Origin of the sequence: Martinezella lusitana, assembly GCF_016901135.1 — a bacterium.
Lineage (GTDB): Bacteria > Pseudomonadota > Alphaproteobacteria > Rhizobiales > Rhizobiaceae > Rhizobium > Rhizobium lusitanum_D.
Genome location: NZ_JAFEVL010000045.1, coordinates 1,010,564 through 1,034,187, shown reverse-complemented (window position 1 = coordinate 1,034,187; position 23,624 = coordinate 1,010,564). Strand labels below are relative to the sequence as shown.

The window sequence follows — 23,624 nt, the reverse complement described above, 5'->3', positions numbered from 1 at the left end:
GCGGCTTGCAAAATCGCGAAATGCGCGCGAGTGCCGTTCCCGGCCAATGGCAAGGGGCGTATATTCGCACTTCGAAGCGGGGCGTTGAGACAGCCGATGACAGGCGACAGAATTTGTGGGGTAAAAGAAATGCAATCTTCCATTGAGGCAATTGCCGGCTCGGAAAATGACGACCGTGGCAGCTGGCCGACGAAACAGAGCAAAATCCTCGATTGGTTGATGAATGACGTTCGTGAGCAGCGCTTCATCGACAATATTCTCGTCGAGCTGTGCGAGAAGATGCGGGCAATCGGGATTCCGGTTGCGCGATCGACGATGCATTTCAGAACGATGCATCCGCAATGGCTCGGCGCGCGCATCCTGTGGCGCACCGGCATGAAGGAAGGCGATATCGCCACGTTCAGTTACGGCGTCGAGAATACGCCGCAGTTTCTGGCAAGCCCCATCAACGAAATTTTCAACGGCGCAACCGAGGTCCGGCAAAATCTCGAGGTTTCCGACAAGGATCAGTTCGTCTACCCGCTATATAAGGAGCTGTATGCGGAAAGGTTGACCGACTATATCGCCTGGCCGATCTACCACACGCTCGGCAAGCGCCATATCGTCACTTTCGCCTCGGATGCACCCGGCGGCTTCACCGAACAGCACATCACCTTCCTGAAGGATCTGCTGCCCGCTTTGACAATGGTGACCGAAATCAGGTTGAAGAACATCATGGCGCGCACGCTTTTGCGCACCTATGTCGGGCCGCATGCAAGTGAACAGATCCTCGCCGGCGCGACGACGCGCGGCAGCGGCGCCACGGTTGGCGCGGCCATTCTGATCTGCGATCTTCGCGACTTCACGACCATTTCGGACATGTGGCCGCGAGACGACGTCATCGAACTGCTCAACGGCTATTTCGACGCCATGGTCGAGCCGATCGAAAAACACGGCGGCGAGATCCTCAAATTCATGGGCGACGGGCTGCTGGCCATCTTCCCGCTGAGCGACCCCAACGCCTGCCATAATCTCCTGGTGTCTATCCGCGAGGCACAAGAGGCGGTGACAGTGCTCAACGAGGAAAACCGCAAGCACGGCCGCGAAGTACTCCGCTACGGCGTCGGGGTGCATGTCGGCGACGTGATGTATGGCAATATCGGCTCGCGCACCCGCCTCGATTTCACGGTCATCGGTCCGGCGGTCAACATCGCCTCGCGGCTGGAAACGCTGACCAAGGAAGTGAAGCGACCGGTGCTCCTGTCCAAGGCATTCGTCGACATGGCCGGCTGCCAGCGCGATATGGAAAGCCTCGGCGCATTTCCGCTGAAGGGCCTCGGCGAACCGGTCGATGTCTTTGCCTTCACCGCAAAAGAGAAGTTGCTGCAGGATGCATGATCGACGGAGAGCCGGGGTTCTTCCCTCTCGCGCGGCCGATTTGACGCGGCGCGATTCAGTCGGTTGCAAAACGTGAAAGGGCAAAAGGCTGCCGCTGCCGACACAGCTCCCTATATTGTGAAACGGATCATGACGATAGCCGCCTTATTTTTGGGATCGTTCTGCGATTACAAACGTTAAGTAAGGGTTGATTCTATCGGCTCGACCAGAGGGTGCCCGCACCCATAATACTCTGACAAGGAGAAAACAGATGAGAAAAATTCTGACACTGGCGTTTTCAGCAGCATCGTTGATCGTTGCCGGCGCGGCGGTAGCGCGCGCAGCTGACCTGCCGACGACCTATCGCGAGGAGGAACCCGATCAGCGTAATGGCGTGAAGATCGGTTACCTTGATTGCCAAATCGGCGGCGGCGTTGGCTATGTCCTCGGCTCTGCCAAGGAGGTGGATTGCACCTTCCACTCGACCGTCGGGCGGGATCGTTCGGATCATTACACCGGTGCCATCAGAAAGATGGGTGTCGATCTCGGCTTTACGACCCGCAGCCGGCTCATCTGGGCAGTCTTTGCGCCGACAGCCGGCTATCATCACGGCTCTCTGAGCGGCCTTTATCAGGGTGCTACCGTTGAAGCGACAGTCGGTGCCGGCGTTGGCACCAACATCCTTGTTGGTGGCACTTCCGGCTCGATCCATCTTCAGACCGTGAGCGTAACGGGCCAGCTCGGCCTGAACGTTGCCGCTACCGGCACTTCGGTCACGCTGACTTCGACGGAATGAGGTTTTAGGCCGCTGTGAAGCGGCACGAGTTCCACGGCCGCCCTGCCAAAAGGCTGGGGCGGCCTTTCTTTGATTGACGACGTTGCCTCGAAAGCAATTGCCCGTTGGCCTGTCCGTCGATGATCATCGTCCCGCCATCGCCGAGTTCGATCAGCAAGGCCTGTTTCTTTTCAAGGGTCTCTGCCCTTATCTTCCTGTTATTCGGTGCCGTCGTTCTGGCGCGAAAATGGATTCCCGGCGATCCGGCGTACGGCTATAGCTATGCAGTGTAGAAGAACCATTGGAGCCAAGCTCATGACCGATACCGTTACCGATCGCTTCCTTCGCTACGTCGTCATCGACACGCAATCGGACCCGACCTCGGGCACCCAGCCCTCCACCGAAAAGCAGAGGAACCTCGGGCGCATTCTTGTCGAGGAACTGCTGGCGATCGGTCTTGGCGATGCGCATCTCGATGAGAACGGCTATGTCTATGCGACCATTCCGTCCAATGTCGACAAGCCGGTTCCGGTGATCTGCTTCTGCTCCCACATGGATACTGCGCCCGATTTCACCGGCACCAACGTCAAGCCGCAGATCCTGCAGAATTATAGCGGCGGCGATATTCGGCTCGCGGGCGATCCGCAGCAAGTCATACGTGTCGACGACCACCCTGCCCTGCGCGATCAGCTTGGCAACGACATCATAACCTCGGATGGTACGACCCTGCTTGGCGCCGACGACAAGGCCGGCCTCGCCGAGATCGTGGCAGCGGCTCAATATCTCGTCGACAACCCTGATGTGCGCCACGGCACCATCAAGCTCCTGTTCACGACCGACGAGGAGATCGGCCGCGGCGTCGACAAGGTGGATCTCAAGAAGCTCGGGGCACAATTTGCCTATACGGTCGATGGCGAAACCGCTGGACATATAGAGGACGAGACCTTTTCGGCAGATGGCGTCGAAGTCACCATCCAGGGTGTTGCCATCCATCCGGGCTTTGCCAAGGGAAAGATGGAAAACGCCATCAAGATTGCTGGCGCGATCATCGACAGGCTGCCGAAGGACATAGCGCCTGAAACGACGGCTGGTCGAGAGGGCTTCATTCATCCCACGGGCGTGACCGGCTCGATGGAGAAGGCCTCGCTCGGTTTCATCATCCGCGATTTCGACGACGCTGGTCTTGCCGTCAAAGAGGCCATGTTGGAGCAGATCGTCAAGGACGTGATGACAGCCTTTCCCGGCTCCTCCTACACATTCACGGTTAGACGCCAATACCGCAATATGAAGATGATTCTCGATCGCCACCCGCAAATCGTCGATTATGCCGTGGAGGCGATCCGACGTGCCGGTATGACGCCAGTGCGTGGCAGCATTCGCGGAGGCACCGACGGTTCAAGGCTCTCGTTCATGGGGTTGCCCTGCGCGAATATCTTCGCCGGCGGCCACGCCTTTCATTCCCCGCTCGAATGGGTCAGCCGGCAGGACATGGAAAAAGGCGTAAAGACGCTCGTCGAACTGGCGAAAGTCTGGGCGGAGCGCAGCTGATTGCCGGTTCAGGCAAGTAAAGTCGGCTCAGAAGAGCGCCCGTAGCCTCAGAAACAAGGCCCCGGGCGCTTGCAGTTGTTGCAGACGGCCGTGAGACTCACCAGTCGATGCTGGCGACATCATCGATTGCCCGCCGACCTCGGCGGAGCACGGCGCCAGGCGCGTCAACGGCCTGGCTCAACAGGTGACGCGCGCCAGCCAGCGGACGAAACCCGACCCTTTCCTCCACAACGGGAGGTGGCTCATCGTTCACCAGCGGCTGTTCTGCCTGGGCGTATTCCGGCTCTCCCGCGATCAACGGGTCTCGCGTTTCGCATTGCGGCAAGCAACGGTCGAAACGCTCGACGCCACCAGACGATGCGACCTTGGTCTTCGCAATACCGGCATGGGATGCGACCCGCTTTGCCGTAACGCCAGCTTTTTCCGCAGAGGCAAGCGGCGACGGCGATGGGATCGGTACGGACATCGTTTGTCGTACCGGGCTCGCATCGACCGCGACCTGCGGCCCGCTCATCGCGACGTGTTCGACGTGTTCCAGGGGTTTGGCGCTGCTGATCGCGATCACGCCACTATCGTCGACGAACCGCATGGCTCGATCGGCCGGAGCGGTTTGAACGATGAGGTAGAGGGCACCGACCACCGTGCCGCATACAGCAAGCCCGGAGCCTAGTCTCCGCGTCATCTCGCTTTGGCCATTCCACCAACTTGCAGGCTGCGTACCCATCGACAGCTCCTTTGGACAAAGATTCCAGATGCCAATTCACACTAGAACTGTGGCGCAGCTTTTGCCGAAACATGGCCAATTGCGGACCTTTTGCAAAGAAATGTTGACGGACAAGGACCTTCGTTCATGAGGCGACGCGGTTTGTCGGCGGTCGGCGGGCGGCGGGCGTCAGCGATGGGCCGAAAGAAGATAATGATGCAAGGCTGCATCATTAAGCTTTATCTTTAAAGTTAATCGGGAATGTCGCAAGACAAGTAAATGGTCTTGTGATTTTAGTAGTTCGTGGCTGGGCTGAGCCACGATTCCATCTCGAACTCGAAGATAACGTATTATCGCGCGCATGGTATTCACGGCAAAAGAACTTGGTCGCAACGAACATTTCCTGTCGGCCATACTGCAGAGCGCACACGAGCTCATGGCCATTTACAGCGAGAATCCTCGCATAGCGTCGATTATGGCTGCGCAACAGCGATGGCTCATGGCTCATTCGGGCTTTTCGCTTTCTCTCGGCTATCCGGATGAACCGACGCCTGGACTATATGGCAGCCGGTTCGTCGACTTTGCCGTGAAACACGGCATTGCCAGCCGCAATACTGCCGCGGCCTTCCTCAAGGAGATGCTGGCCTATAAATTCATCCAGCCGGTGCCGCAGAGCTCGGACCGCCGCATCACGCTGCTGGAGCCAACGGAGCTGACGCGCGAATATATGATGCGATGGATCCATACCCATCTCATCGTGCTGGATACGCTCGACGGTGGGGACCGGATGGCCCAGGTCGCCATCAATCCGGAGGCCATTTGGCGCATGCATCCGATCATCGCCAAGCGGATCATGGATAGTGACATTCTCCGCAATCCCGGCGTGACGTTCAGCCTATTCAACTGGGCGACGTCTGGCGGCGTCGTGATGGACTATCTCATCTCGCGCATCACCTCGATCGATTTTGCGGCCGACAAGGTCCTCATCGGTCCCCTTTCCATGAAGGTGATGCAGAGCCAGTTCATGATTTCCAGAACGCACCTGAAGCGCTTGTTCAAACGGGCGGCGGAATTCGGCAGCGTTGGATGGGCCGGCGCGCCGGGAAAGAGCAGCTTCTGGCTGTCCCACACCTTCGTATCGGAGTACTGGAACTATCAGGCCGAGAAATATGCGATGATCGATGCGGTGAGCGCGGCGGTGCTCAACACACCCGACCGTCTCGACGAAAGATCGCATGCAACCATCTCGACGCTGACCGACTGCTGACAGGCCGCCAGTGTCGATATTGCGAATCATCGACCCGCCTCAACAGAGGTTGTGACGGTGATTCTCCACAGATCACTCGCTCACCTCTTCCCAGCTCTCCCTTTTTGATCGAATGGGTTCATAGACGATTAACCATACTAATCAAAAGAAACTTACATATCCAAATATATACTAAATAGAGCTCGCTTATACTTCCGGAAAACATCCCTCGATATTGCTGCATGGCAGGCGGCCATTTTCAGCCTCATTGCCAGCGGGACTTATATATGATTAATATATTATATTATGATATGTTTTCATAACTTGCAGTTTTGGGGGAGTGCGAATGCTGAAAATGCTGCGCGGTGCCATACTTATTGGTGCCGCTCTAACCATAGCGGAACCGTCCGCCATGGCTGCCACCGCGACCGGTAATATGACGGTTCGCATCACCATTCAGGCACAGTGCCTGATCCAGACAGCCAGTGATCTTGATTTTGGCACGAACGGCGTCATCACCAGCAATATCGACCAGACGAGCACGATCGGTGTTCAATGCACATCGGGACAAACCTACAATGTCGGTTTGAGCGCGGGTGCAGGCACCGGCGCGACAACAGCCATTCGTCTCATGACCGGACCGGCATCGGCGACGATCAACTACGGTCTCTACCGCGATAGCGGACGCGCGCAGACGTGGGGCGTAACGATCGGCACCGATACCGTGCCAGGCACGGGCAACGGTAACGTCCAGAACCTCACAGTTTTTGGCCGGGTACCACCGCAAGCCACGCCGGCTGCCGGCGTCTACACCGACACAGTGGCGATTACCGTCACCTACTGAGAGAAACCTACGCCCAAGGAGGCTGCTATGCGACGCATGTTGCCATGCATTGCCGTGACTATGCCTTTGCTTCTAAGCGCCTATTGCGTGAACGCCACCTCCCTGCGAGTGGCACCCACCAATCTGGAGCTCATTGCGCCGGCCAGCACCGGCGTTCTCAACTTGGCCAATGACGACGATCATCCGATCAATGTGCAGGTGCGCGTCTTCAAATGGAGCCAGATGGGCGGCATCGAGCGGCTCGAGCCCACGAGAGACGTCGTCGCCAGCCCGCCATCGGCCAAGATGGCCCCGAATGGCCAATACGTGGTCAGAGTGGTTCGCACGAGCAAGGCCCTTGTGAAATCGGAGGAGACCTATCGCGTCATCGTCGATGAATTGCCGGATCCGGCGCGCGCGCGCGCCGGTACGGTGACGCTGATCATGCGTCATTCCATTCCCGTCTTTTTCAAGAATGCCGACGTCAAGGCAGCAGATGTTTCCTGGAATATCAGCCGTCAGGGCAGCAGCCTCTTTCTGACCGGGACGAACAATGGCGCCAGCCGCTTTCGCCTCTCGAACGTGACGCTGAAACAGGGGCCTGCGAAGATCGGCAGCCGCAGCGGTCTGGTCGGATATGTCCTTGGCGGCGCGACCATGCAATGGCCGATCACGACTGCGAAATCCCTGTCCGGCGGCACAGTCACTTTGCAAGGCCAGAGCGATCTTGGGCCGTTCGATGCAAATATCGCCGTTACGAAGCGTTAGGGCAGGCACGATCCTTGTCTGCACCCTGCTTTCGGTTTCGGCACCGCGCGCTCAGGAAGTACCAAATCTGCCGGCGGCAGCTGTAACCACCGAGCTGCCCGCCGGGACACGTGACGTCTACTTTGAGGTATTCATCAACAATGCGTCGATGAAGATGATCGGAAATTTCAAGCAGCGCTCGAACGGTTCGCTTGCAGCGACAGCCGAGGAACTGCGCGAGGTCGGCATAAAACCCCCGGCCGGCGTGGCCGATGACAAAGAGGTCGAACTCGGCGATCTGCCCGGTCTGTCATACCAGGTCGACGAACAGACCCAGCGGCTCTACGTGCAAACGATGGACAAAGGTCGTGCATCCCGCATCATCAATGTCAGGCAGCAGCAGGAGAGTAAAATTCCGGAGCCCCAAGCCGGCTACGGCGCCGTCCTCAATTATTCTCTCTACGCAAGCTCCAACAGTCTTTTCAAGGACGATTCCAGCATATTCCAGGGGATCTCGGGCTCTTTCGATGCCCGCATTTTCAGCCCCTACGGCACGCTCAGCCAATCGTTCATAGCCGGCTATTCCGATGGCAGCCTCAACGGCGTGACTCGCCTCAACACGACCTGGAGCTATTCCGATCCGAAAAATCTGGTCACCTATCGCGCCGGCGACATCACGACCGGCGGGCTGTCGTGGACGCGGCCGGTCTATTTCGGCGGTATTCAGTTCCAGCGCAACTTCGCCCTGCGCTCCGATCTGGTGACCGAACCCCTCCCCGCATTCGCCGGAAGCGCCGCAGTCCCTTCCACACTCGAGATCTATACGCAGAATGTCAGGACGTATTCCAGCGAGGTTCCGGCCGGGCCATTCGAGGTCACCAACCTTCCGGTCTTTTCCGGGGCCGGACAGGCGACCGTCGTGTTGCGCGACAGCCTTGGGCGGGAAACGACACAGACCTTGCCGTTCTACTCCTCCAACCTGCTTCTGCGCCATGGTTTGATGGACTTTTCCGCCGAGCTCGGCGTTCCGCGTCGAAGCTTCGGAACGGATTCAAACGACTATGACAACCACGTCATGGGTGTTGCCACTGCGCGTTACGGATTGACCGATTGGCTGACATTGGAGGGACATTTCGAGGGTGGAACGGATCTGCTCAATGGCGGCGCCGGTGTCGCCTTCCCCGTCGGCGCATGGGGCGTCGCATCGGTTGCCGGCGCGGGAAGCAGAAGTGGTGCCCGTTCCGGCGCGCTGCTGAATGCGTCGCTGGAGCTGAGCTATGACAGTTGGGCAATTTATGCCCGCATGCAGCGTGCCTTCGACGACTATGACGACATCGCATCCGTTTCCGCGAGGCCAGCGGCCAGCACCGCGGGAGAGTTCACGATATTCAGCGCCGGCGTGCCGCGCGCCATCGATCAAGTCACCTTGAGCGTGCCGGCGCCGCTGGACCTTTCCAGCCTCAATCTTTCCTACACGAGACTTGAAAGCGCCGACGGCACAAGGAGCAAGATCGCCGGCCTCTCCTACAGCCAGACCTTCAAGCGCGCGACAGTCTACGCCACCGCTTTCACCGATCTCGAGGAGCGGAGCAATTTCGGAATTTTCGCCGGCCTTTCGATTCCTTTCGGCGGCAATATCTCGGCTAACACAGGCATTGAAAGTGGTCCGAACGGCCTCAATGTCGTTGCCGATGTTTCGAAGTCGCTGCAACAGGAGGACGGCAGCTTCGGCTGGCGACTGCGCACATCCGAGGGGCAGGATCCGAACCGGGAGGCGGCAATCGGCTACCGGGCGCCTTTCGCGCAATTCGAGGCCGGCGTTCAGCAGCAGGATCAACAGACGCGCGCCACGGCACGGATGGATGGCGCCATCGCCGTAGCCGGCGGCGGCGTCTTTGCAACCAACCGGATCGACGATGCCTTTGCCGTCGTCGATGTCGGCGCTCCTGACGTCGAAGTCCAGCAGCAGAACAGACCCGTCGGCAAGACCAGCCAGAGTGGTCGGATTCTCGTGCCGAATCTCAATTCATATGAGCCGAATACCGTATCCATCGATCCGAAGAACCTTCCTGTCGATGCGGATGTACCAGCGACGAGGGAAATTATCGTTCCGGCGGATCGCAGCGGAGTCGTCGTCAAGTTCGGTGTGGCGCAGGCACCGCAAGCTGCTCTCGTTACGATCGAGGACAAGACCGGCGCGCCTCTACATGCCGGTCTCGGCGGTAAATTGCAGGACACGGGCGAAGAGTTTGTCGTCGGCTATGACGGCCAAGCCTACATCCGCGGCCTGAAGGTTCAAAACGCAATCGAGATATCTCTCGAAGACGGAAGTAAATGTCATGCCGAATTTGCCTACAAGCCCCAGCCGGGAAAACAGGTTGTGATCGATAACGTCAAATGCTTCTAAGCCGGAGATGAAAGAATGCTACGTCTGATCGGCTTCCTGCTCATCCTGCTGATGCCCACATTCTCCTTCGCGCAGACCTGCAATTTCACCGCCACCGACATGAATTTCGGTGCGGTCGATACGCTGTCCGGCAACCCCGTCAATTCGACGTCGACATTAAGCATCAGCTGCACTGGGGGGCTCCTGGATGGCGGCAAGCGCATCCTGATTTGCGCGAATATCGGCGCGGGCAGCGGCGGCGCATCCTCGGCTGCTGCGCGTCAGATGCTGAACGGAACCCAGCCCCTGAACTATCAACTCTATTCGGATTCCGGTCGGAGCGTGATCTGGGGGTCGAGCACATGGCCGTACCCAGCGCGGGCGCCGGTCTATTCATTGACGATGACCCTGCTTGGCGGCGTGATTAGTGCCGCATCCGGATCCGCCACCGTGTACGGCACGGCTCTGAGCAACCAAGCCACCGCGGTGACAGGACCTTTTATCTCATCGTTTTCGTCAGCCGATACCGCTTTCTACTACCGCTACACCAGCGCGACGACTTGCGATTCCCCAACGGGTTCAGTGGGAACGGCGACGTTCAACGTCAATGCAAATGTCGCCGCCAATTGTCTGGTCAGCGTCCAGAACATCGATTTCGGTACTCAAGGCGTGTTGCGCGCCAATGTCGATGCCACCGGATCGGTGACGGCGACCTGCACGCCAGGCACGACCTATACGATCTCGCTGAACGGCGGCACCACGAACGGAGCACCGACGGCACGAAAGATGTCGAAAGGGGCTGAGACGGTGACCTACGGCCTCTACAAGGATACGAACCGATTGCAGCCCTGGGGGGACGCCAATACGCCGGGCAGCACCGTGGCCGGAACCGGAACTGGAACAGCTCAGGCTCTAACGGTCTATGGTCGCGTGCCGCCCCAGACGACGCCGTCACCGGGAACCTATACCGACACAGTGGTCGTCACACTCACCTACTGATGTGAAATCCGACATGGCGACGGACCCTCGCGGCTTCCTCACGCGGCATCTGCGCCGCCTGCGCTGCGTTGCCTGGTTCCTACCGTCGATGCGGCCGCCTTCTCTTCAGGCATATCGGAGGAACAAACCATATTGCGGCCGCTTCGCTTGGCTTGATAGAGTCGCCTGTCCGCCACGGCCGCCAGTTCCTCCCAAGCCTCTGACCCACATTTTGCTCGCCAGCCGACGCCAAAGCTGGCGGTGGCACGCAACCCATGCTCTTCGCTGACGACGGCATGGGCCAAGGTCGCGCGCAGCCGCTCCGCAGTTGCATGAGCGGCCGCCTCGGTCACGTCGCCCAATATGATGATGAACTCCTCGCCGCCATAACGCGCAAACAGATCGCCGGGGCGCGGACACGGGCTCAGTATCTGAGCCATCCTTTGAAGCACGATGTCGCCGACGGCATGTCCATACCGATCATTGATCGACTTGAAACGGTCGATGTCGAACATGACGATGCCGAAACCACGGAATCCGGGTCGCGGAGCAGCGAGCAATTCCTCGACCGCTTCACTGAGCGCTCTGCGATTGAGCAGACCGGTCAGCGCATCCGTCTGCGAGAGACGCTTCAATTCCGCCGTCATCGATTTGCGCTCCATCTCCAGATGTCGCTTCAAACGCTGCTGCCCCCGAAGAATGTTCAGCCGCAGGAACATCTCGCGCACTTCTCGACCGGCGTGCGGCATCGCTTCGGGCTCCGATAGGTCGCCGGCAGCGATATCGTCGATCTGCTGTATGGCGGCAAGCATCGGCTGGAACAGGGATCGCCTGAGCGCATAGGCCAGTCCGGCAACCACCGATATCGCCGTTACGGCCAGGAGTGCCGATACCAGCATGGCTCTCAAGGCCTTCTGCTGTGATTCCTCCAACGACGTCAGCGCAGTCTCTTCGATGAGTTCACGCAACGTCTCCGTCGATTTCATCCCCGGAACATATTTTTGAGTGAACTCGCCCGCCGTTGGCGGATTGCCTCCATTGAGCCCAAAAGCAACCCGCTGCGCATAGGGCAAGGATCCGGCAAAGTAATTGACCGTCACTTGATCCAGCAGCTGCGCGACAGCCTGGGAATGCAGCGTTGAAGGAGCGTAGGTCTTCAACAGCGCATTCACTTCGAAAAGGCGGTTCAACTCATTGTCGAACGCCGCCCGGTAATGCGAGCGGGCCTGCCCTTGCGAGGCGAGCATCATGACCACATAGGACCCCAATCTCCCGGCGCGCTCCCTGAGCGTTCCGGCCATCGACGTCAGCATGACTTCGGCACCGGTCTGCGGCGCGAGAGCGATAATCGATCGCCCCGCAACGTCACGATAATCCTGTGCCCGGTCCGCCGCCCGGAACATAGTCTGTATCGCCTCGGCTATTTGCGTCCCGCTGCGCTCGTCGCGCGGAATGGCCGCGACCGCATCGACAGCTTGCCGGCCCGCTTCCAATTGCGCCTTGACGGCCATGAACGCGCTATGCATTTCCGGCGACGCATTGATCTCCGTCCGAAAGATTGTCTCGATCTTGGCGATATCAGCGTCAGTCTCGCCACGGCTCGTTTTCAACGCGGCGGCGAATTGCGGCTGCTGTTCTTCGGAGGCGCCCATAAGACTGTTCGCCGGCCCCCGCTCCTTCGATATCGTGGCAGCCGCATGCAAAGCGGCATGGAAGCGATTGAATTCGGTCACGCCGCGCTTGTAGTTGATGTAATCCGACAAGCTAAAGGCAATCGTCGAGCCGGCCATCATCAAGCAAACCATGATAACGGCTATGGCGCCGTTCCACTGTAGCTGTTGAATTCTAAGCCGCGACAATAAGTGCACTCCACTGAGAACTGTTTGATCGAGAATAAACTGCAACTGGTAGAATCTTCGTTTAAGGCACAGAAATGAATATTTCTCACGAGCTGATGACGAGGTTGCGCAAATTGTCAGCCAGTCGCGATAGCCCTCTGTTTATGCACAACAAAGAGAGGTTTTCGGCGCCATTGGCGCGGCGAATAACAGCCAGGAATAGTGGTCATCACTGACAAGGCGCCATGCGGGCGATCGTGCAAAGCGTGCGCGTAGCAGCTGCTTTGCACGACGTGAGTTTGCCTAGGCATCTCTCCCATCGAAGGGACTTCACCCGCCTATGGACGTCAACTATCGCCCCAGAACTGGGTCGGCGGCTCAAATGCTTATTTGCTGGCGAGCACGTTCAGCTTGTAGATCTGCGGCGGCTCGACAAAGAGATCTCCCGCCTGCACTTTTTCCATCAGAGCGGCCGCTACTTTGCCGTCAAGATGGGCCTGCCGGCCCGCTTCATTATCGAACGTGTCGAAAATGGCGAACTGTCCGGGTCCTTCTTCGATCGCATACCAGCTTGCCGTACCAGGCTCCGCGAGGACCAAAGGCAATGCCGATCGCAGAAAATCGGCCACCTCGGCCTCCTTGCCGGGCTTGGCCTTCAACGGAACATACAGTGCAAGTTTGCTCATGACCCACCACCTTTCATGTGCGGATGATGCCTTGGATAACGTCAACCAACGCCGGGCGATAGGAACTGTTCCCGATCATGGCAGACCAGAAAGCGATCACCTCTTCAAACCGGAGGTGACCGAAACCGATATCGCTGAGATAAAACTAGTTCTGCACGAATGCCGCCGGCATAAGATTTGCGCGGGCCGAATAATGCGGCTGGCCGACAACATGCGATATCACCAACGCGTAGACCAGAATCGAACCGATGACGATGGCAATGCCGTTTATAGGTAGGTTCTTCTTCGACGTCGCGCAGGGCGGGATATCTGGGACATTCGCGCGAAAACGTTGTCTCGCAGATGTTTCCGCCGTCGTGAAGGGAAGCATCAATTCCCTCTCGATACGAGCCTGCGCATCGATTTGCTTGCCATATCTCGTCGTGGGCCTGAACTGGATGACATCGCCCATTTTTCACGCGGTCCCTTTGCCGCTTGCGGCTGAACCTGCAATCGAGATTCCGACGACGACTGCTGAGATCCTGATCATGGGCACAGTATACTGCAACAGGGCCATGGAAGCGACATCGGTGCGCAAGAAAGCAAGCCTGTCGAGGTCATCTTTCAGCCGTATGTGACCAGGCCGTGAGGGATGGGTATCAGAGCTCTGCCGGGGCCACACGAAGCAATGGACTTTCTCGGTAAATTCACGGATGGAGATGCGGATTTTGACGATATCACCGTGCCGGAGGGACATATCGTGCGGCCGCATGTGCTCTATCGCATCGATCGGCCTGTCAGCTTGAGCCCCTGATCGGCACCCGCTGCGCAAAGCGGGCGCCAAAAGACTGGGTTTAGCGAAGTTCGATGATGGCGCAGCCATAAGCCTCGAGCGACAGAGCGCCGGATATTGCTTTGCCGTCATCGAGAAGATTGATCCCGGCCGGGACCTCACTCAGCTCTGCGCGCTGATCGAGGTAGTTCTGCAGGAAGAGCAGCCGCCGGTCGTCGTTCTGGCGCATCGTCACCTCGACACCATCGGGCAGATCGCCGACGAGCGGCCCGATGCCGGCTTCCGCAAAGGTCCTGTCGGCCAGGGCATCGGTCAGCTCCGGCGTCAGATAGGTACCGAGATAGAATACCCTGCCCTTGCCGACCCGACGCAAGCTTGCCATCGGCGCACCTTCGGCATAGCGGTTCGACCATGTCGCGACAACTTCGGCATCATCCGCAACCGTCAGGTTCTCATAGAAGTGTGCAGCTTCGATCTCGCGATTGCCGAAGGTGAAGCGACGAACGCGCCGATGGGATTCCGCCGGGCGATTGGGCGGGATGACCAGGCCGCCCGACCGGGACATGACGTCGAAAAGGCCCTTGGCGCCGGGTGCTGCCAGCCGGCCGAAATCCTCCACCTTGACACCCGTCAGCCGTGTCAGCGACGAACCCGGTGCTGTTTCGCGGATGACGTGATTGTTTTCGTCACGCGTGCCGGTGCGCGCGCCGATGACTACCGTGCCGCCACTTCGGGCAAAGGCTTCGAGCCGTTCCGTCCAACCGTCTTTCCACATCACCCAGTGCGGCACATAGAGCAGCTTCAGCCGCGAAAGATCGTCTTCGAGATGGATGAAGCCACAGGCGATGCCGCGGTCATAGCAATATTGATGCAACTGAATCGCATCGTCCTGCGGGCTCGGCAGACCGATCGAATAGGTCTTGTGCGCTTCCTGATTGTCAAAATCCGAGCCGGCAATACCGACATCCATGCGCACATGGGTGCCGAGAATCTTGTCCTTCAATGCCGTCATCTCGGTGGCAAACTGCTTTGCCTCATCATAGCGATGGCGCGGCACATCATCGTGATCGATGAGGCCCATCCAGTAGATTTCCGCGCCGAAATGCGCCGGCCGCCAACGGAAGAACAGCAGGCCATCGGCGCCTCGCGCGACCGAGGACATGGCCATGCGCCGCATTTCGCCGGGCTCCGGCGTCAGCGTGCAGAAACCGGGCTGGCTGCCGAAGCCGGATTGCTGTTCGGGAACGATATAATTGCCGGAGAATCCGCGGCAAATATCGAGGTGGAGCGCCTGCACCTTGGCGTGGTTGCCGATGCGCTGAAACTCGTCATAGAGCATCGGATAGATGTCATAGCCGACGAAATCGAGATCGGTGGAGAACTGGCCGCGGAAGTCGATATCGCGAAGGCCGCCGAGATTGTGGAAGATGAACCATTCAGCCTTGCTAGCGCGCAGGATTTCCACCTGATCGTGCTGGAAACGTGCCGTCGCGAAGGCGAGAAAGCGGTGATAGTCCTGAACGTGTCCTGGGCTTGGGAAGGTCGGCCCGAACTCGATGGGAAGCACGACCTGGCCAAAATCATCATAGGCCGTCGCCCAGAAATCGCCGCCCCAGGCGAAATTGAGCTCGTCGATCGTCCTGTATTTATCGGCAAGAAAGGCTTGGAATTCCGAAAGCGTCGCAGCTGAGAAGGATTCCGGCATGCTGGTGTTCAGCTCATTGTCGGTCTGCCAACCGATGACATGCGGATTGTTCCGATAATGCTCGGCCATGGCCTTGGTGATGCGCTTGCTGTGCTCGCGGAACACCGGGCTTGCGGTATCGGCATGCTGGCGCGAGCCGTGGCTCATCTTCCGGCCGTTGCCGTCGACGCGAAGGATTTCGGGATGGGCGGCAGTCAGCCAGCGCGGCGGCGTTGCCGTCGGCGTACACATGATGGTGTCGATGCCGTGGCGCGCCAGCATGTCGATGGCGCGGTCGAAGAGATCGAAATCGAACGCGCCGAGCTTCGGCTCGAAGAGATGCCATGCGAACTCACCGAGACGCGCGACATTGAAGCCGGCCTCTGCCATGCGCTTGGCGTCGCGCTCCCAATAGCTCTCGTCGACATGTTCCGGATAATGCGGTGCGCCCACGAGAAACCTGTCGGTCTTGATGGTCCGCCATACGGAAAGGTCGTTCTTACTGCTCTTCACTGACACGATATCAGGCTCCTGAACTGTTATTTGTCGAGTATTGGCTTGCGGACGGTGATGGTTCGCTCGTCCTGGGTGGAAAACAGGTAGATCTCTCGCGGGTCGATGCTGAGGCTGACCGGCGCATTGGCGTTGATGCCGGCGACATGGCCGACCTGCACGGTGATGTTGCCGGTGCCACTTTCGGAGCTGACGCATTGCAGCGCGCCGGTATCGACATAGAGAATGGTCTCGCGACCGAGATGCTCGACAAGACGGACACGACCGGCAATCGCCGCACCGGCCGACGGAGCATCCGCGACCGCGATATTCTCCGGCCGGATGCCGAGTGTCAGCTTCGCGCCCTTCTCGACCGACGAGCCGGCCGCAAGTTCGACGGCAACGGGCGCCAGACCCGGGGCGGAAACCGTGACGGAGTTTCCGGAGACCTGATCGACCGTGATGGGGAAGAAGTTCATCCGCGGCGCGCCAAGGAAGCCGGCGACGAAGAGATTGGTCGGATTGCGGTAGAGTTCCAGCGGCGAGCCGATCTGTTCGATGATACCGCGATTGAGAACGACGATGCGGCTCGCCATCGTCATGGCCTCCACCTGATCGTGCGTCACGTAGACCATGGTCGCGCCGAGCTCGGCGTGCAGGCCGCTCAGTTCGACGCGCATCTGCGTGCGAAGCGCTGCATCGAGATTGGACAGCGGCTCGTCGAACAGGAAGACTTCAGGCGAGCGGGTGATGGCGCGGCCGATTGCGACGCGCTGGCGCTGGCCGCCGGAAAGCTGCTTCGGTCGCTTGTCGAGCTGGTCAGTGATCCTGAGGATCTTGGCGGCGCGTGCCACGGCCGCATCGATTTCCGCCTTCGGCCTTTTTGCCATGCGCAGCCCGAAACCCATGTTCTCGGCAACCGTCATGTGCGGATAGAGCGCGTAGGACTGGAACACCATGGCGATGCCGCGATCGCCGGGCTCGGCGGTGCTGACATCGCGGTCGTTGATCAGGATCTGGCCGGAGGAGATCGTCTCCAGTCCGGCGATCGATTTCAGCAGCGTGGACTTGCCGCAGCCGGACGGTCCGACCATGACGATGAATTCGCCCTGCTCGACCGAGAGATCGATGCCGCGCAGCGCATGATAGGCGCCGTAATTCTTGTTGACGTGACGAAGTTCGAGACTGGTCATGCTTCAAGGCTCTCAAGGAAAGGATTTGCACGAAGGGCGGCGGTGGAGATGGCGGACGGATCGCTCATCCCTTCACCGCGCCCATGGTGAGACCGGCGATGAAATGCCGTTGCATGAGGAAGAACATGACGACCGGAGGGACGGCGACGACGATCGTGCCGGCCGAAATCAGGTTCCAGACGGAAACCCATTCGCCGCGCAGATTGGCAAGCCCGGCCGTGACCGGCTTCACCGTATCGCTCACCGTCAACACCACAGCCCAGAAATAGTCGTTCCAGACGAAGGTGAAGATCAGAATGGCGAGTGCGGCCAATGCCGGGCGCACCAGAGGCACGACCACATGAATCAACGTCTGGAACGGCGTCGCGCCCTCCGCTCTTGCCGCCTGGAACAGTTCGTCCGGCAAGGCGGCGATGAAGTTGCGCATGAACAGCGTCGCAAAGCCCGTCTGGAAGGCGATGTGGAAAATGACCAGCGCTGCCGTTGTGTCGTAAAGGCCGATACGCACCATCAGATCGCGCACGGGGATCATCATGATCTGATAGGGCAGGAAATTGCCGCCGACAAACAGGGCGAAGACCAGCATGTTGCCGGGGAAGCGATAGCGCGCCAGCACGAATCCGGCGAGCGTGCTCAGGATCAGCACGCCGATGACAGCGGGTATTGTGATCGTCAGGCTGTTGAGGAAATAGCGCGCCATCGGCGTCTGCGTGAAGACGGAGGTGTAGTTGTCCACCAGGCCGAATTGCGTCGGCCAGCCCCAGAGGTTGCCGCCCATCACATCTTGCGTCGAGCGGAACGACGTCAGGATGATGGCGAAGAGCGGGCATAGCCAAAGGATCAGGATGGCAAGCACAGCGATGAAATAGAAGCGGCGACGCCAGATGGCATCTTCGGGGATCGGGCGCGGATACATCAGGCCCCTCTTTCTTCGATGCGAATGATGCGCGTGAGATACCAGACGATGAACACCGCCATGATCACGAACAGGACCGAGGCAATCGCCGCGCCATAGCCGAAGCGATAGGAAAAGATCGACTGTTCGAACATCTGGTAGGCCAGCACTTCGGAGGAGCCGAATGGACCGCCCTGCGTCATCACCGAGACCATGTCGAAGGATCGGAGCGCGCCGACGACGGTAACCGCAATGGCAATGAAGGTGACCTGCGTCAGCTGCGGCAGCACGATGTGGCGCAGCATGTTCCAGCCTCTTGCGCCATCGACCCGCCCTGCGCCGATCAGTTCCTCGCTGAGACTGTTGAGGCCGGCGAGATAGAGGACCATGCAAAAGGCGATCTGTGGCCAGAGCGCTGCGATGACGATCGCAAAAGTGACGAAGTGCTCATCGGAAAGGACAGCCGGCGCGGCGGCGCCGAAAAAGCCGAAGATCAGGGCGAGCAATCCGAGTTGCGGCGTATAGACCCAGGTAAAGACCACGCCGACGGCGACCGAGGCCAGCACCAGCGGAATGAAGAAGAGCGACTTCATCAGCCGCATGCCGCGGATCTTCTGATTGACCAACAATGCGATCGCCAGCCCGATGGGCGGCGCTGCCATGAACATGACGAGCCAGATCACATTGTTCTTCAGCGAGACATAGAATTGCGGGTCGTTGAACAGCTCGACATAGTTGCCGAAGCCGATCCAGACCATCGGGCTGAAGCCGTCCCAATCATGCAGGCTGATCCAAAGGCTTTCCACCGCCGACCACAGGATCACGACGGAAAAGAGAACGGCCGCGGGCAAAATCAGCAAGGTCGGGGTGAGCCACCAGCGATGGCGGCGCCAAAATGTCATCATTTTGTCCTCTTTCGGTATGGGGAGGCGGAGCAGCGGCCCCGCCTCCCGGTCGCTGGGAGGAAGATTAGATCTTGTAGATGCGCTTGCGCGTACCCTCGAGCCGCTTCAGGATTGCATCACGCCGTTCGGGCTTTGCCATGAATTCCTGGAAGCCGACGAGACCGGCCTGGGCCATGTCGGGATCGCTGTCGCGGTCGTAATATTGCGAGGTGCCCTGCACCGTCTTCAGCGCCTCGACGGCGGCATTGACGAGCGGATCCTGGCTCGGCGGCAGGTCGTTGCGCGGCGGCACGTTGCCGCCGGGCACCAGATAGGGGCCGAGATTTTCGGGGCGATAGAAATAGGCGAGGAACTCGCGTGCGCCCTGCTTGTTCTTGGCATTGGCCGGAATATGCACCGAATTCAGCGAAAATTCCTCGAAACGGCCGACCTTCGCATCGATCGTCGGGAAGGGCGCGAAGGCGAGCTGATCGAGCTCCTCCTTCGGGAAGGTGGAGCGGACGAAGGCGCCGAGATTCATCATGCCGGCCTTCTTCTGCGACAGGAGAGCGCCCGCTTCCTGCCAGCCGAACGAGGTGTTGTTCGCCGTGAAGAAATCCTGCTTGATCAGGGTTTCCCACATGTCGAAAACGGGCTTGAGCGCCGGATCGAGATAGCTCATCTCGCCGTTCATCAGCGCCATGTGCTTGTCGAGGCCGTTGATGCGCAGGTTCATCTGGTCGAACCAGCCGGCCGCCGGCCACAATTCCTTTGTGCCCATGGCGATCGGCGTCAGGTCCGCGCTCTTGCACTTGGCGCCGAAGGCGAGGAAATCGTCCCAGCTTGCCGGAACCGTCGTGCCGAGCTGGCTGAAGATATCCCTGCGATAGAACATGCCCCAGAGCGTGCCGCCGGTTGGTAGTCCATACTGCTTACCGGCGACGGTGACGGAGCCTGCGGCCGCGCCGAGCACGTCCTTGTATTTCTCCTTCTCGAAGAGATCGGAGATGTCGTCGAACAGGCCGCGCTTGACGAAGGCGCGCATGCGGTTTCCCGAAAACCAGAAGCAGATGTCGGGCGCGCCCGCGACCAGATAGTTGCGGATCGCTGTTTTGTGCGCTTCATGGTCCATGTTGTTGACCACGACCTTGACGCCGGCCTGCTTGCCGAAATCGTCAGCGATCTTGCGCAGGATCGCCAATGCGTCGGCGTTGTTTTCGTCGGAAATGATGTTGACGTCCTGTGCCTGCGCAATCGCGGGCATCGGAAAACCTGTGAGTGCTGCGACGGAAGCCGCACCCGCACCCTTCAGAAAGACACGCCGGCTTGCCGGCCTTCCAAGCAAATTGAAAGTCATTTGAATTCCTCCCGTTGTGACGTCTACCCTCACCCTGCCCAGCCAGCTGGACGCGCGGCGGGCGCCCCTCCTGCCCTCCTACACACGGTCGCAACAAACCTGCCGCGGCAGTGCATTTGCACAGCCCGGAACTTTCGGTTCGAGAAACCTTGTCCTATTGCTGACTTCTTTGTGCTTGCGCACGAGCCGGATGTTGATCGACGAGTGAAGTTATGCATAAGTCTGAAACGGACGCAATAATTAATTTACAAAATTAAGAAAGAGAAATCGTGAAACTGAAAGGCGACCAGAGCACGTCGCGAGCCATGAACCGGCGGCTCATCCTCAATATCCTGAGACAGGAGGGGCCGAAAAGCCGTGCCGAAATAGCGACGATCACCGGCCTCAGCCCGGCTGCCGTCACCTTCGTCATCGCCGATCTGATCGAGGAAGGGCATGTCACCGAAGGCAAGGCCGTGGCCGGGTTTTCAGGCCGACGCCCCATACCTGTCGAGATCAATTACTCCAATGGATTGGCGATCGGCTTCAAGCTGATGGTCGGCTCCGTGGAATGCGTCGTCACCGATCTGGCAACCAACCCCCTTGCGTCCTGTCGGCTGACCCTTATCGACAACGAGCCGGAAAATGTCGCGAAGGCTTTGGCCGAAGCGGTCCCCATGCTGGTCGAGGCTGCCGGGCGCCCGCATGCACGATTGGCTGGGGTCGGTATTTCCGTGCCAGGGGTCATCGACAACGGCCAGGCCGTATGCGTGCGCAGCTTTCGTTTCAAATGGAACAACGTGCCTTTCGCATCGATGGTGGCGCAGAGGGTCAAAGTGCCTGTCTGGCTTGAGGACGATACGAATGCCTACGCCATCGCCCAACAGCTTTTCGGGCTTGGACGGCAGTATCGCGATATGGCCGTCCTCGCCATCGGCGTCGGCATCAGCTGCGCCCTCATTGTCGACGGAAAGCTCTACCGGGGTGCGCATGGCGCGGCTGGCAAGTTCGGTCATACCTTGCACGATGAGAATGGCCGGCTTTGCGAATGCGGCAAGCGCGGCTGCCTGATGGCCTATTATTCGGAGCCTGCCATGCTGCAAACCTGGCGCGAGGTGACCAAGCGTGATGACAGTCATAACCTCTTCAATATGCTGGAGGCCGCAAGAGCCGGCGATGCGGAGGTCGGCAAGATCCTGAGCGAGGCAGGTGCCGGGATCGGCAAGGCGCTTGCCAACCTCGTCAACATCACCGACCCCGAGGTGATCGTCGTTGGAGGCGAGGCGGTTTCATTCGGCGATGCTCTTTTCGGCCCTCTGAAATCAAGCATGGCTGCCCGCACTTTTTTTGCCTCACCGCCTCTGCTGCCCGATTGGGAAGACAATTCCTGGGCACGCGGCGCAGCCGCCCTCGTCACCCAGAAATTCTTCGACTTCGAGACATCAGGCGGGACGATGGGGAGCAGTGACGCTCACACGACCACGTCGGCGGCATAGAGAGCAGCGATCGCCGCCATGCCCGTTGGCGGCAGGAAGCAAGCACGCCCCCAACGGTTCGGTCTTGCATCGCCAACCCTTTCACGCGACAAACGCCAGATGAGCGTTCCTACAGTCCATCCCTTCGCCTTCGACCCCACCTACTGCATGCAGCTGAAGCAGTTGCTGGCCATCAAGCCGCCGGAGGCGCCTGTTGGTTTCGACGATTTCTGGCGGAAGCGCTACAGCGCCGCGATTGCCGTCGATCCGCAACCGAAGCTTCGCCGCAGTAAACTGCGCCACGACAACTGGCACGTCTTCAACATCAGCTACGCATCGATAGGCTCGTTTCAAATCAACGGCTGGCTTCTCATTCCCCGCCAAGGCCAGGTGCGGCGCGGCCTTGTCGTCGGACACGGCTATGGCGGGAGAAACCAGCCTGATCTTGATCTGCCGCTGGAGGAGACAGCGGTGCTGTTCCCCTGCTTCCGCGGCCTGTCCCTCAGTGCCTGCCCGCAACTTCCACCGGATGCTGCCGAACACGTCCTCAGCGGTATCGAAAATCGCGATACCTATGTCATCGGCGGCTGCGTGGAAGATCTCTGGCTCGCCGTATCGACACTTGAGACACTCTATCCCTGGATTGCCGGTCAAATCGGCTATAGCGGCATCAGCTTCGGCGGCGGCATCGGGGCTCTGGCAATTCCCTTCGATGCGCGCATCGACAGCGGCCATCTGGTCGTCCCGACCTTCGGGCACCGGCAGCTTTGGCTGACGCTGCCAACGGTCGGCAGTGCCCAGTCCGTCCAGGCCTATCAGGAGAGGCATGGAAGCGTGTTCGAGACTTTGCGTTTCTTCGATGCTGCAATCGCTGCAAGCCGCATCAAAGTGCCGATGCTCGTTGCCCCTGCCCTTTTCGATCCCGCCGTGGCGCCACCCTGCCAGTTCGCCGTCGCAAATGCACTGCAGAAATTTAACGAAATCTTCATTCTGGATGCCGGCCATTTCGATTATGCTGGCATGGACGAGCAGAATGCACGTCTGCGTGACAAGGTGGGGCGACTTTTCAAGGTGTCATGAACCGGGAATATCTGCGCTGGTACAGCCCACGGCTGGATCGAGACATGGAGCTGCTGGTCTTCGGCCACGCCGGCGCCAAAGTGCTGATGTTTCCCACAAGGGATGGACGTTTCTGGCAGTATGAGCAGATCGGGATCGTTGCCAGCCTTGCGGAAAAATTGAACGCCGGACATCTTCAGCTCTACTGCATCGAGGGGCTCGCCATGGAAACCTTCTATGGCTCCCACCGGCATCCGGCCGAGCGCATCCGCCGGCATGGGGCTTACGAGGATTATATACTGAACGAAGTCCTGCCGCTTATGGCGCAGAAGAACCCGCATGAGTGCACCATTGTCCACGGCTGCAGCCTCGGCGCCTTCCAGGCTGCCAGCCTGGTCTTCCGCCACCCTCACCTCTTCCACAAGCTCGTCGCTTTTTCAGGTCGTTATGACCTGACGATGCAAGTCGAATCCTTCGGCGATCTGTTCGACGGTTACTATGACGACGACATCTATTTTCATATGCCGACGCATTTCCTGCCGGGACTGGATTCTGATTGGCGGCTGGAAAAACTGCGGCAGGTCGATATCGTGCTGACGATCGGCGATGCCGACCCCTTCTTGGACAACAACCGCCATTTGAGCCGGCTTCTCGCCGACAAGCAGATCAGCCATCGATTGCATGTCTGGGGTGGCCGCGCGCACCGTGCCGGCGCATGGCGCCGGATGGCACCGCTCTACATTTGAGC

Annotated in this window: 22 protein-coding genes; 12 read left to right on the top strand and 10 right to left on the bottom strand. The window is 59.2% G+C overall.

Features of this window, described 5'->3' with window-relative positions; all coding sequences use genetic code 11:
• Window positions 1-129: 129 nt before the first annotated feature.
• Complete coding sequence (locus JTP94_RS20560) at window positions 130-1,377, top strand: adenylate/guanylate cyclase domain-containing protein (protein WP_204852284.1); 1,248 nt, start codon at window positions 130-132, stop codon at window positions 1,375-1,377.
• Window positions 1,378-1,627: 250 nt separating this feature from the next.
• A complete protein-coding gene (locus tag JTP94_RS20555) occupies window positions 1,628-2,152 on the top strand; it encodes a DUF992 domain-containing protein (RefSeq protein WP_204852283.1) in 525 nt (174 codons plus the stop codon).
• A gap of 4 nt (window positions 2,153-2,156) precedes the next feature.
• On the opposite strand, the gene JTP94_RS20550 is transcribed toward JTP94_RS20555, so the two are convergent.
• Complete coding sequence (locus tag JTP94_RS20550; protein ID WP_204852282.1) at window positions 2,157-2,309, bottom strand: hypothetical protein; 153 nt, start codon at window positions 2,307-2,309, stop codon at window positions 2,157-2,159.
• Window positions 2,310-2,446: 137 nt separating this feature from the next.
• Between JTP94_RS20550 and pepT the strand changes: the two genes are divergently transcribed.
• Window positions 2,447-3,679 carry a peptidase T gene (gene pepT / locus JTP94_RS20545; RefSeq protein ID WP_204852281.1) on the top strand — a complete coding sequence of 411 codons (1,233 nt, stop codon included), beginning with the start codon at window positions 2,447-2,449 and terminating at the stop codon, window positions 3,677-3,679.
• 97 nt (window positions 3,680-3,776) lie between these two features.
• On the opposite strand, the gene JTP94_RS20540 is transcribed toward pepT, so the two are convergent.
• A complete protein-coding gene (locus JTP94_RS20540) occupies window positions 3,777-4,403 on the bottom strand; it encodes a hypothetical protein (protein ID WP_204852280.1) in 627 nt (208 codons plus the stop codon).
• 340 nt (window positions 4,404-4,743) lie between these two features.
• Here JTP94_RS20540 and JTP94_RS20535 point away from each other — a divergent pair, with 340 nt between their 5' ends.
• From JTP94_RS20535 to JTP94_RS20515, 5 genes are all read left to right on the top strand, one after another.
• Complete coding sequence (locus JTP94_RS20535) at window positions 4,744-5,649, top strand: hypothetical protein (protein WP_246755062.1); 906 nt, start codon at window positions 4,744-4,746, stop codon at window positions 5,647-5,649.
• A 325-nt stretch (window positions 5,650-5,974) separates the two neighbouring features.
• Window positions 5,975-6,472 (top strand): spore coat U domain-containing protein, encoded by a 498-nt coding sequence (locus JTP94_RS20530; protein WP_034510654.1) that lies wholly within the window; start codon window positions 5,975-5,977, stop codon window positions 6,470-6,472.
• Window positions 6,473-6,499: 27 nt separating this feature from the next.
• A complete protein-coding gene (locus JTP94_RS20525) occupies window positions 6,500-7,219 on the top strand; it encodes a molecular chaperone (RefSeq protein ID WP_204852279.1) in 720 nt (239 codons plus the stop codon).
• A complete protein-coding gene (locus tag JTP94_RS20520) occupies window positions 7,191-9,605 on the top strand; it encodes a fimbria/pilus outer membrane usher protein (protein ID WP_204852278.1) in 2,415 nt (804 codons plus the stop codon). The genes JTP94_RS20525 and JTP94_RS20520 overlap by 29 nt, the downstream gene beginning before the upstream one ends.
• A gap of 15 nt (window positions 9,606-9,620) precedes the next feature.
• Entirely contained in the window at window positions 9,621-10,583 is a 963-nt protein-coding gene (locus JTP94_RS20515; RefSeq protein WP_204852277.1) for a spore coat protein U domain-containing protein, read from the top strand.
• Between the two features lie 38 nt (window positions 10,584-10,621).
• Here the strand turns inward: JTP94_RS20515 and JTP94_RS20510 are convergent, their stop codons facing one another.
• The 3 genes from JTP94_RS20510 to JTP94_RS20500 form a co-directional block, all read right to left on the bottom strand.
• Complete coding sequence (locus JTP94_RS20510) at window positions 10,622-12,421, bottom strand: GGDEF domain-containing protein (protein ID WP_204852276.1); 1,800 nt, start codon at window positions 12,419-12,421, stop codon at window positions 10,622-10,624.
• Between the two features lie 365 nt (window positions 12,422-12,786).
• Window positions 12,787-13,086, bottom strand: a complete 300-nt coding sequence (locus JTP94_RS20505; RefSeq protein WP_204852275.1) for a putative quinol monooxygenase — start codon at window positions 13,084-13,086, stop codon at window positions 12,787-12,789.
• Window positions 13,087-13,231: 145 nt separating this feature from the next.
• Window positions 13,232-13,537 (bottom strand): hypothetical protein, encoded by a 306-nt coding sequence (locus JTP94_RS20500; protein ID WP_204852274.1) that lies wholly within the window; start codon window positions 13,535-13,537, stop codon window positions 13,232-13,234.
• A 180-nt stretch (window positions 13,538-13,717) separates the two neighbouring features.
• Here JTP94_RS20500 and JTP94_RS20495 point away from each other — a divergent pair, with 180 nt between their 5' ends.
• A complete protein-coding gene (locus JTP94_RS20495; RefSeq protein WP_204852359.1) occupies window positions 13,718-13,879 on the top strand; it encodes a hypothetical protein in 162 nt (53 codons plus the stop codon).
• A 40-nt stretch (window positions 13,880-13,919) separates the two neighbouring features.
• Here the strand turns inward: JTP94_RS20495 and JTP94_RS20490 are convergent, their stop codons facing one another.
• From JTP94_RS20490 to JTP94_RS20470, 5 genes are all read right to left on the bottom strand, one after another.
• Window positions 13,920-16,061, bottom strand: a complete 2,142-nt coding sequence (locus JTP94_RS20490) for a beta-galactosidase (protein ID WP_204852273.1) — start codon at window positions 16,059-16,061, stop codon at window positions 13,920-13,922.
• A gap of 20 nt (window positions 16,062-16,081) precedes the next feature.
• Window positions 16,082-17,227 carry an ABC transporter ATP-binding protein gene (locus JTP94_RS20485; protein WP_204852272.1) on the bottom strand — a complete coding sequence of 382 codons (1,146 nt, stop codon included), beginning with the start codon at window positions 17,225-17,227 and terminating at the stop codon, window positions 16,082-16,084.
• A gap of 64 nt (window positions 17,228-17,291) precedes the next feature.
• Window positions 17,292-18,143, bottom strand: a complete 852-nt coding sequence (locus JTP94_RS20480) for a carbohydrate ABC transporter permease (protein ID WP_204852271.1) — start codon at window positions 18,141-18,143, stop codon at window positions 17,292-17,294.
• On the bottom strand, window positions 18,143-19,027 hold the full coding sequence (locus JTP94_RS20475) for a carbohydrate ABC transporter permease (RefSeq protein WP_037197516.1): 885 nt from the start codon (window positions 19,025-19,027) through the stop codon (window positions 18,143-18,145). The genes JTP94_RS20480 and JTP94_RS20475 overlap by 1 nt, the downstream gene beginning before the upstream one ends.
• A 64-nt stretch (window positions 19,028-19,091) precedes the next feature.
• Window positions 19,092-20,363, bottom strand: coding sequence for an ABC transporter substrate-binding protein (locus tag JTP94_RS20470; protein ID WP_204852270.1), 1,272 nt, complete (start codon window positions 20,361-20,363; stop codon window positions 19,092-19,094).
• Window positions 20,364-20,632: 269 nt separating this feature from the next.
• On the opposite strand from JTP94_RS20470, the gene JTP94_RS20465 reads away from it, so the two are divergent.
• The 3 genes from JTP94_RS20465 (at window position 20,633) to JTP94_RS20455 (ending at window position 23,622) form a co-directional block, all read left to right on the top strand.
• Window positions 20,633-21,838, top strand: coding sequence for an ROK family protein (locus JTP94_RS20465; protein ID WP_204852269.1), 1,206 nt, complete (start codon window positions 20,633-20,635; stop codon window positions 21,836-21,838).
• Window positions 21,839-21,937: 99 nt separating this feature from the next.
• A complete protein-coding gene (locus JTP94_RS20460) occupies window positions 21,938-22,897 on the top strand; it encodes an acetylxylan esterase (RefSeq protein ID WP_204852268.1) in 960 nt (319 codons plus the stop codon).
• Window positions 22,894-23,622: an esterase family protein gene (locus tag JTP94_RS20455; RefSeq protein WP_204852267.1), complete on the top strand. Its 729-nt coding sequence runs from the start codon at window positions 22,894-22,896 to the stop codon at window positions 23,620-23,622. Before JTP94_RS20460 ends, JTP94_RS20455 begins: the two co-directional genes overlap by 4 nt.
• The last annotated feature ends 2 nt before the right edge of the window (window positions 23,623-23,624 follow it).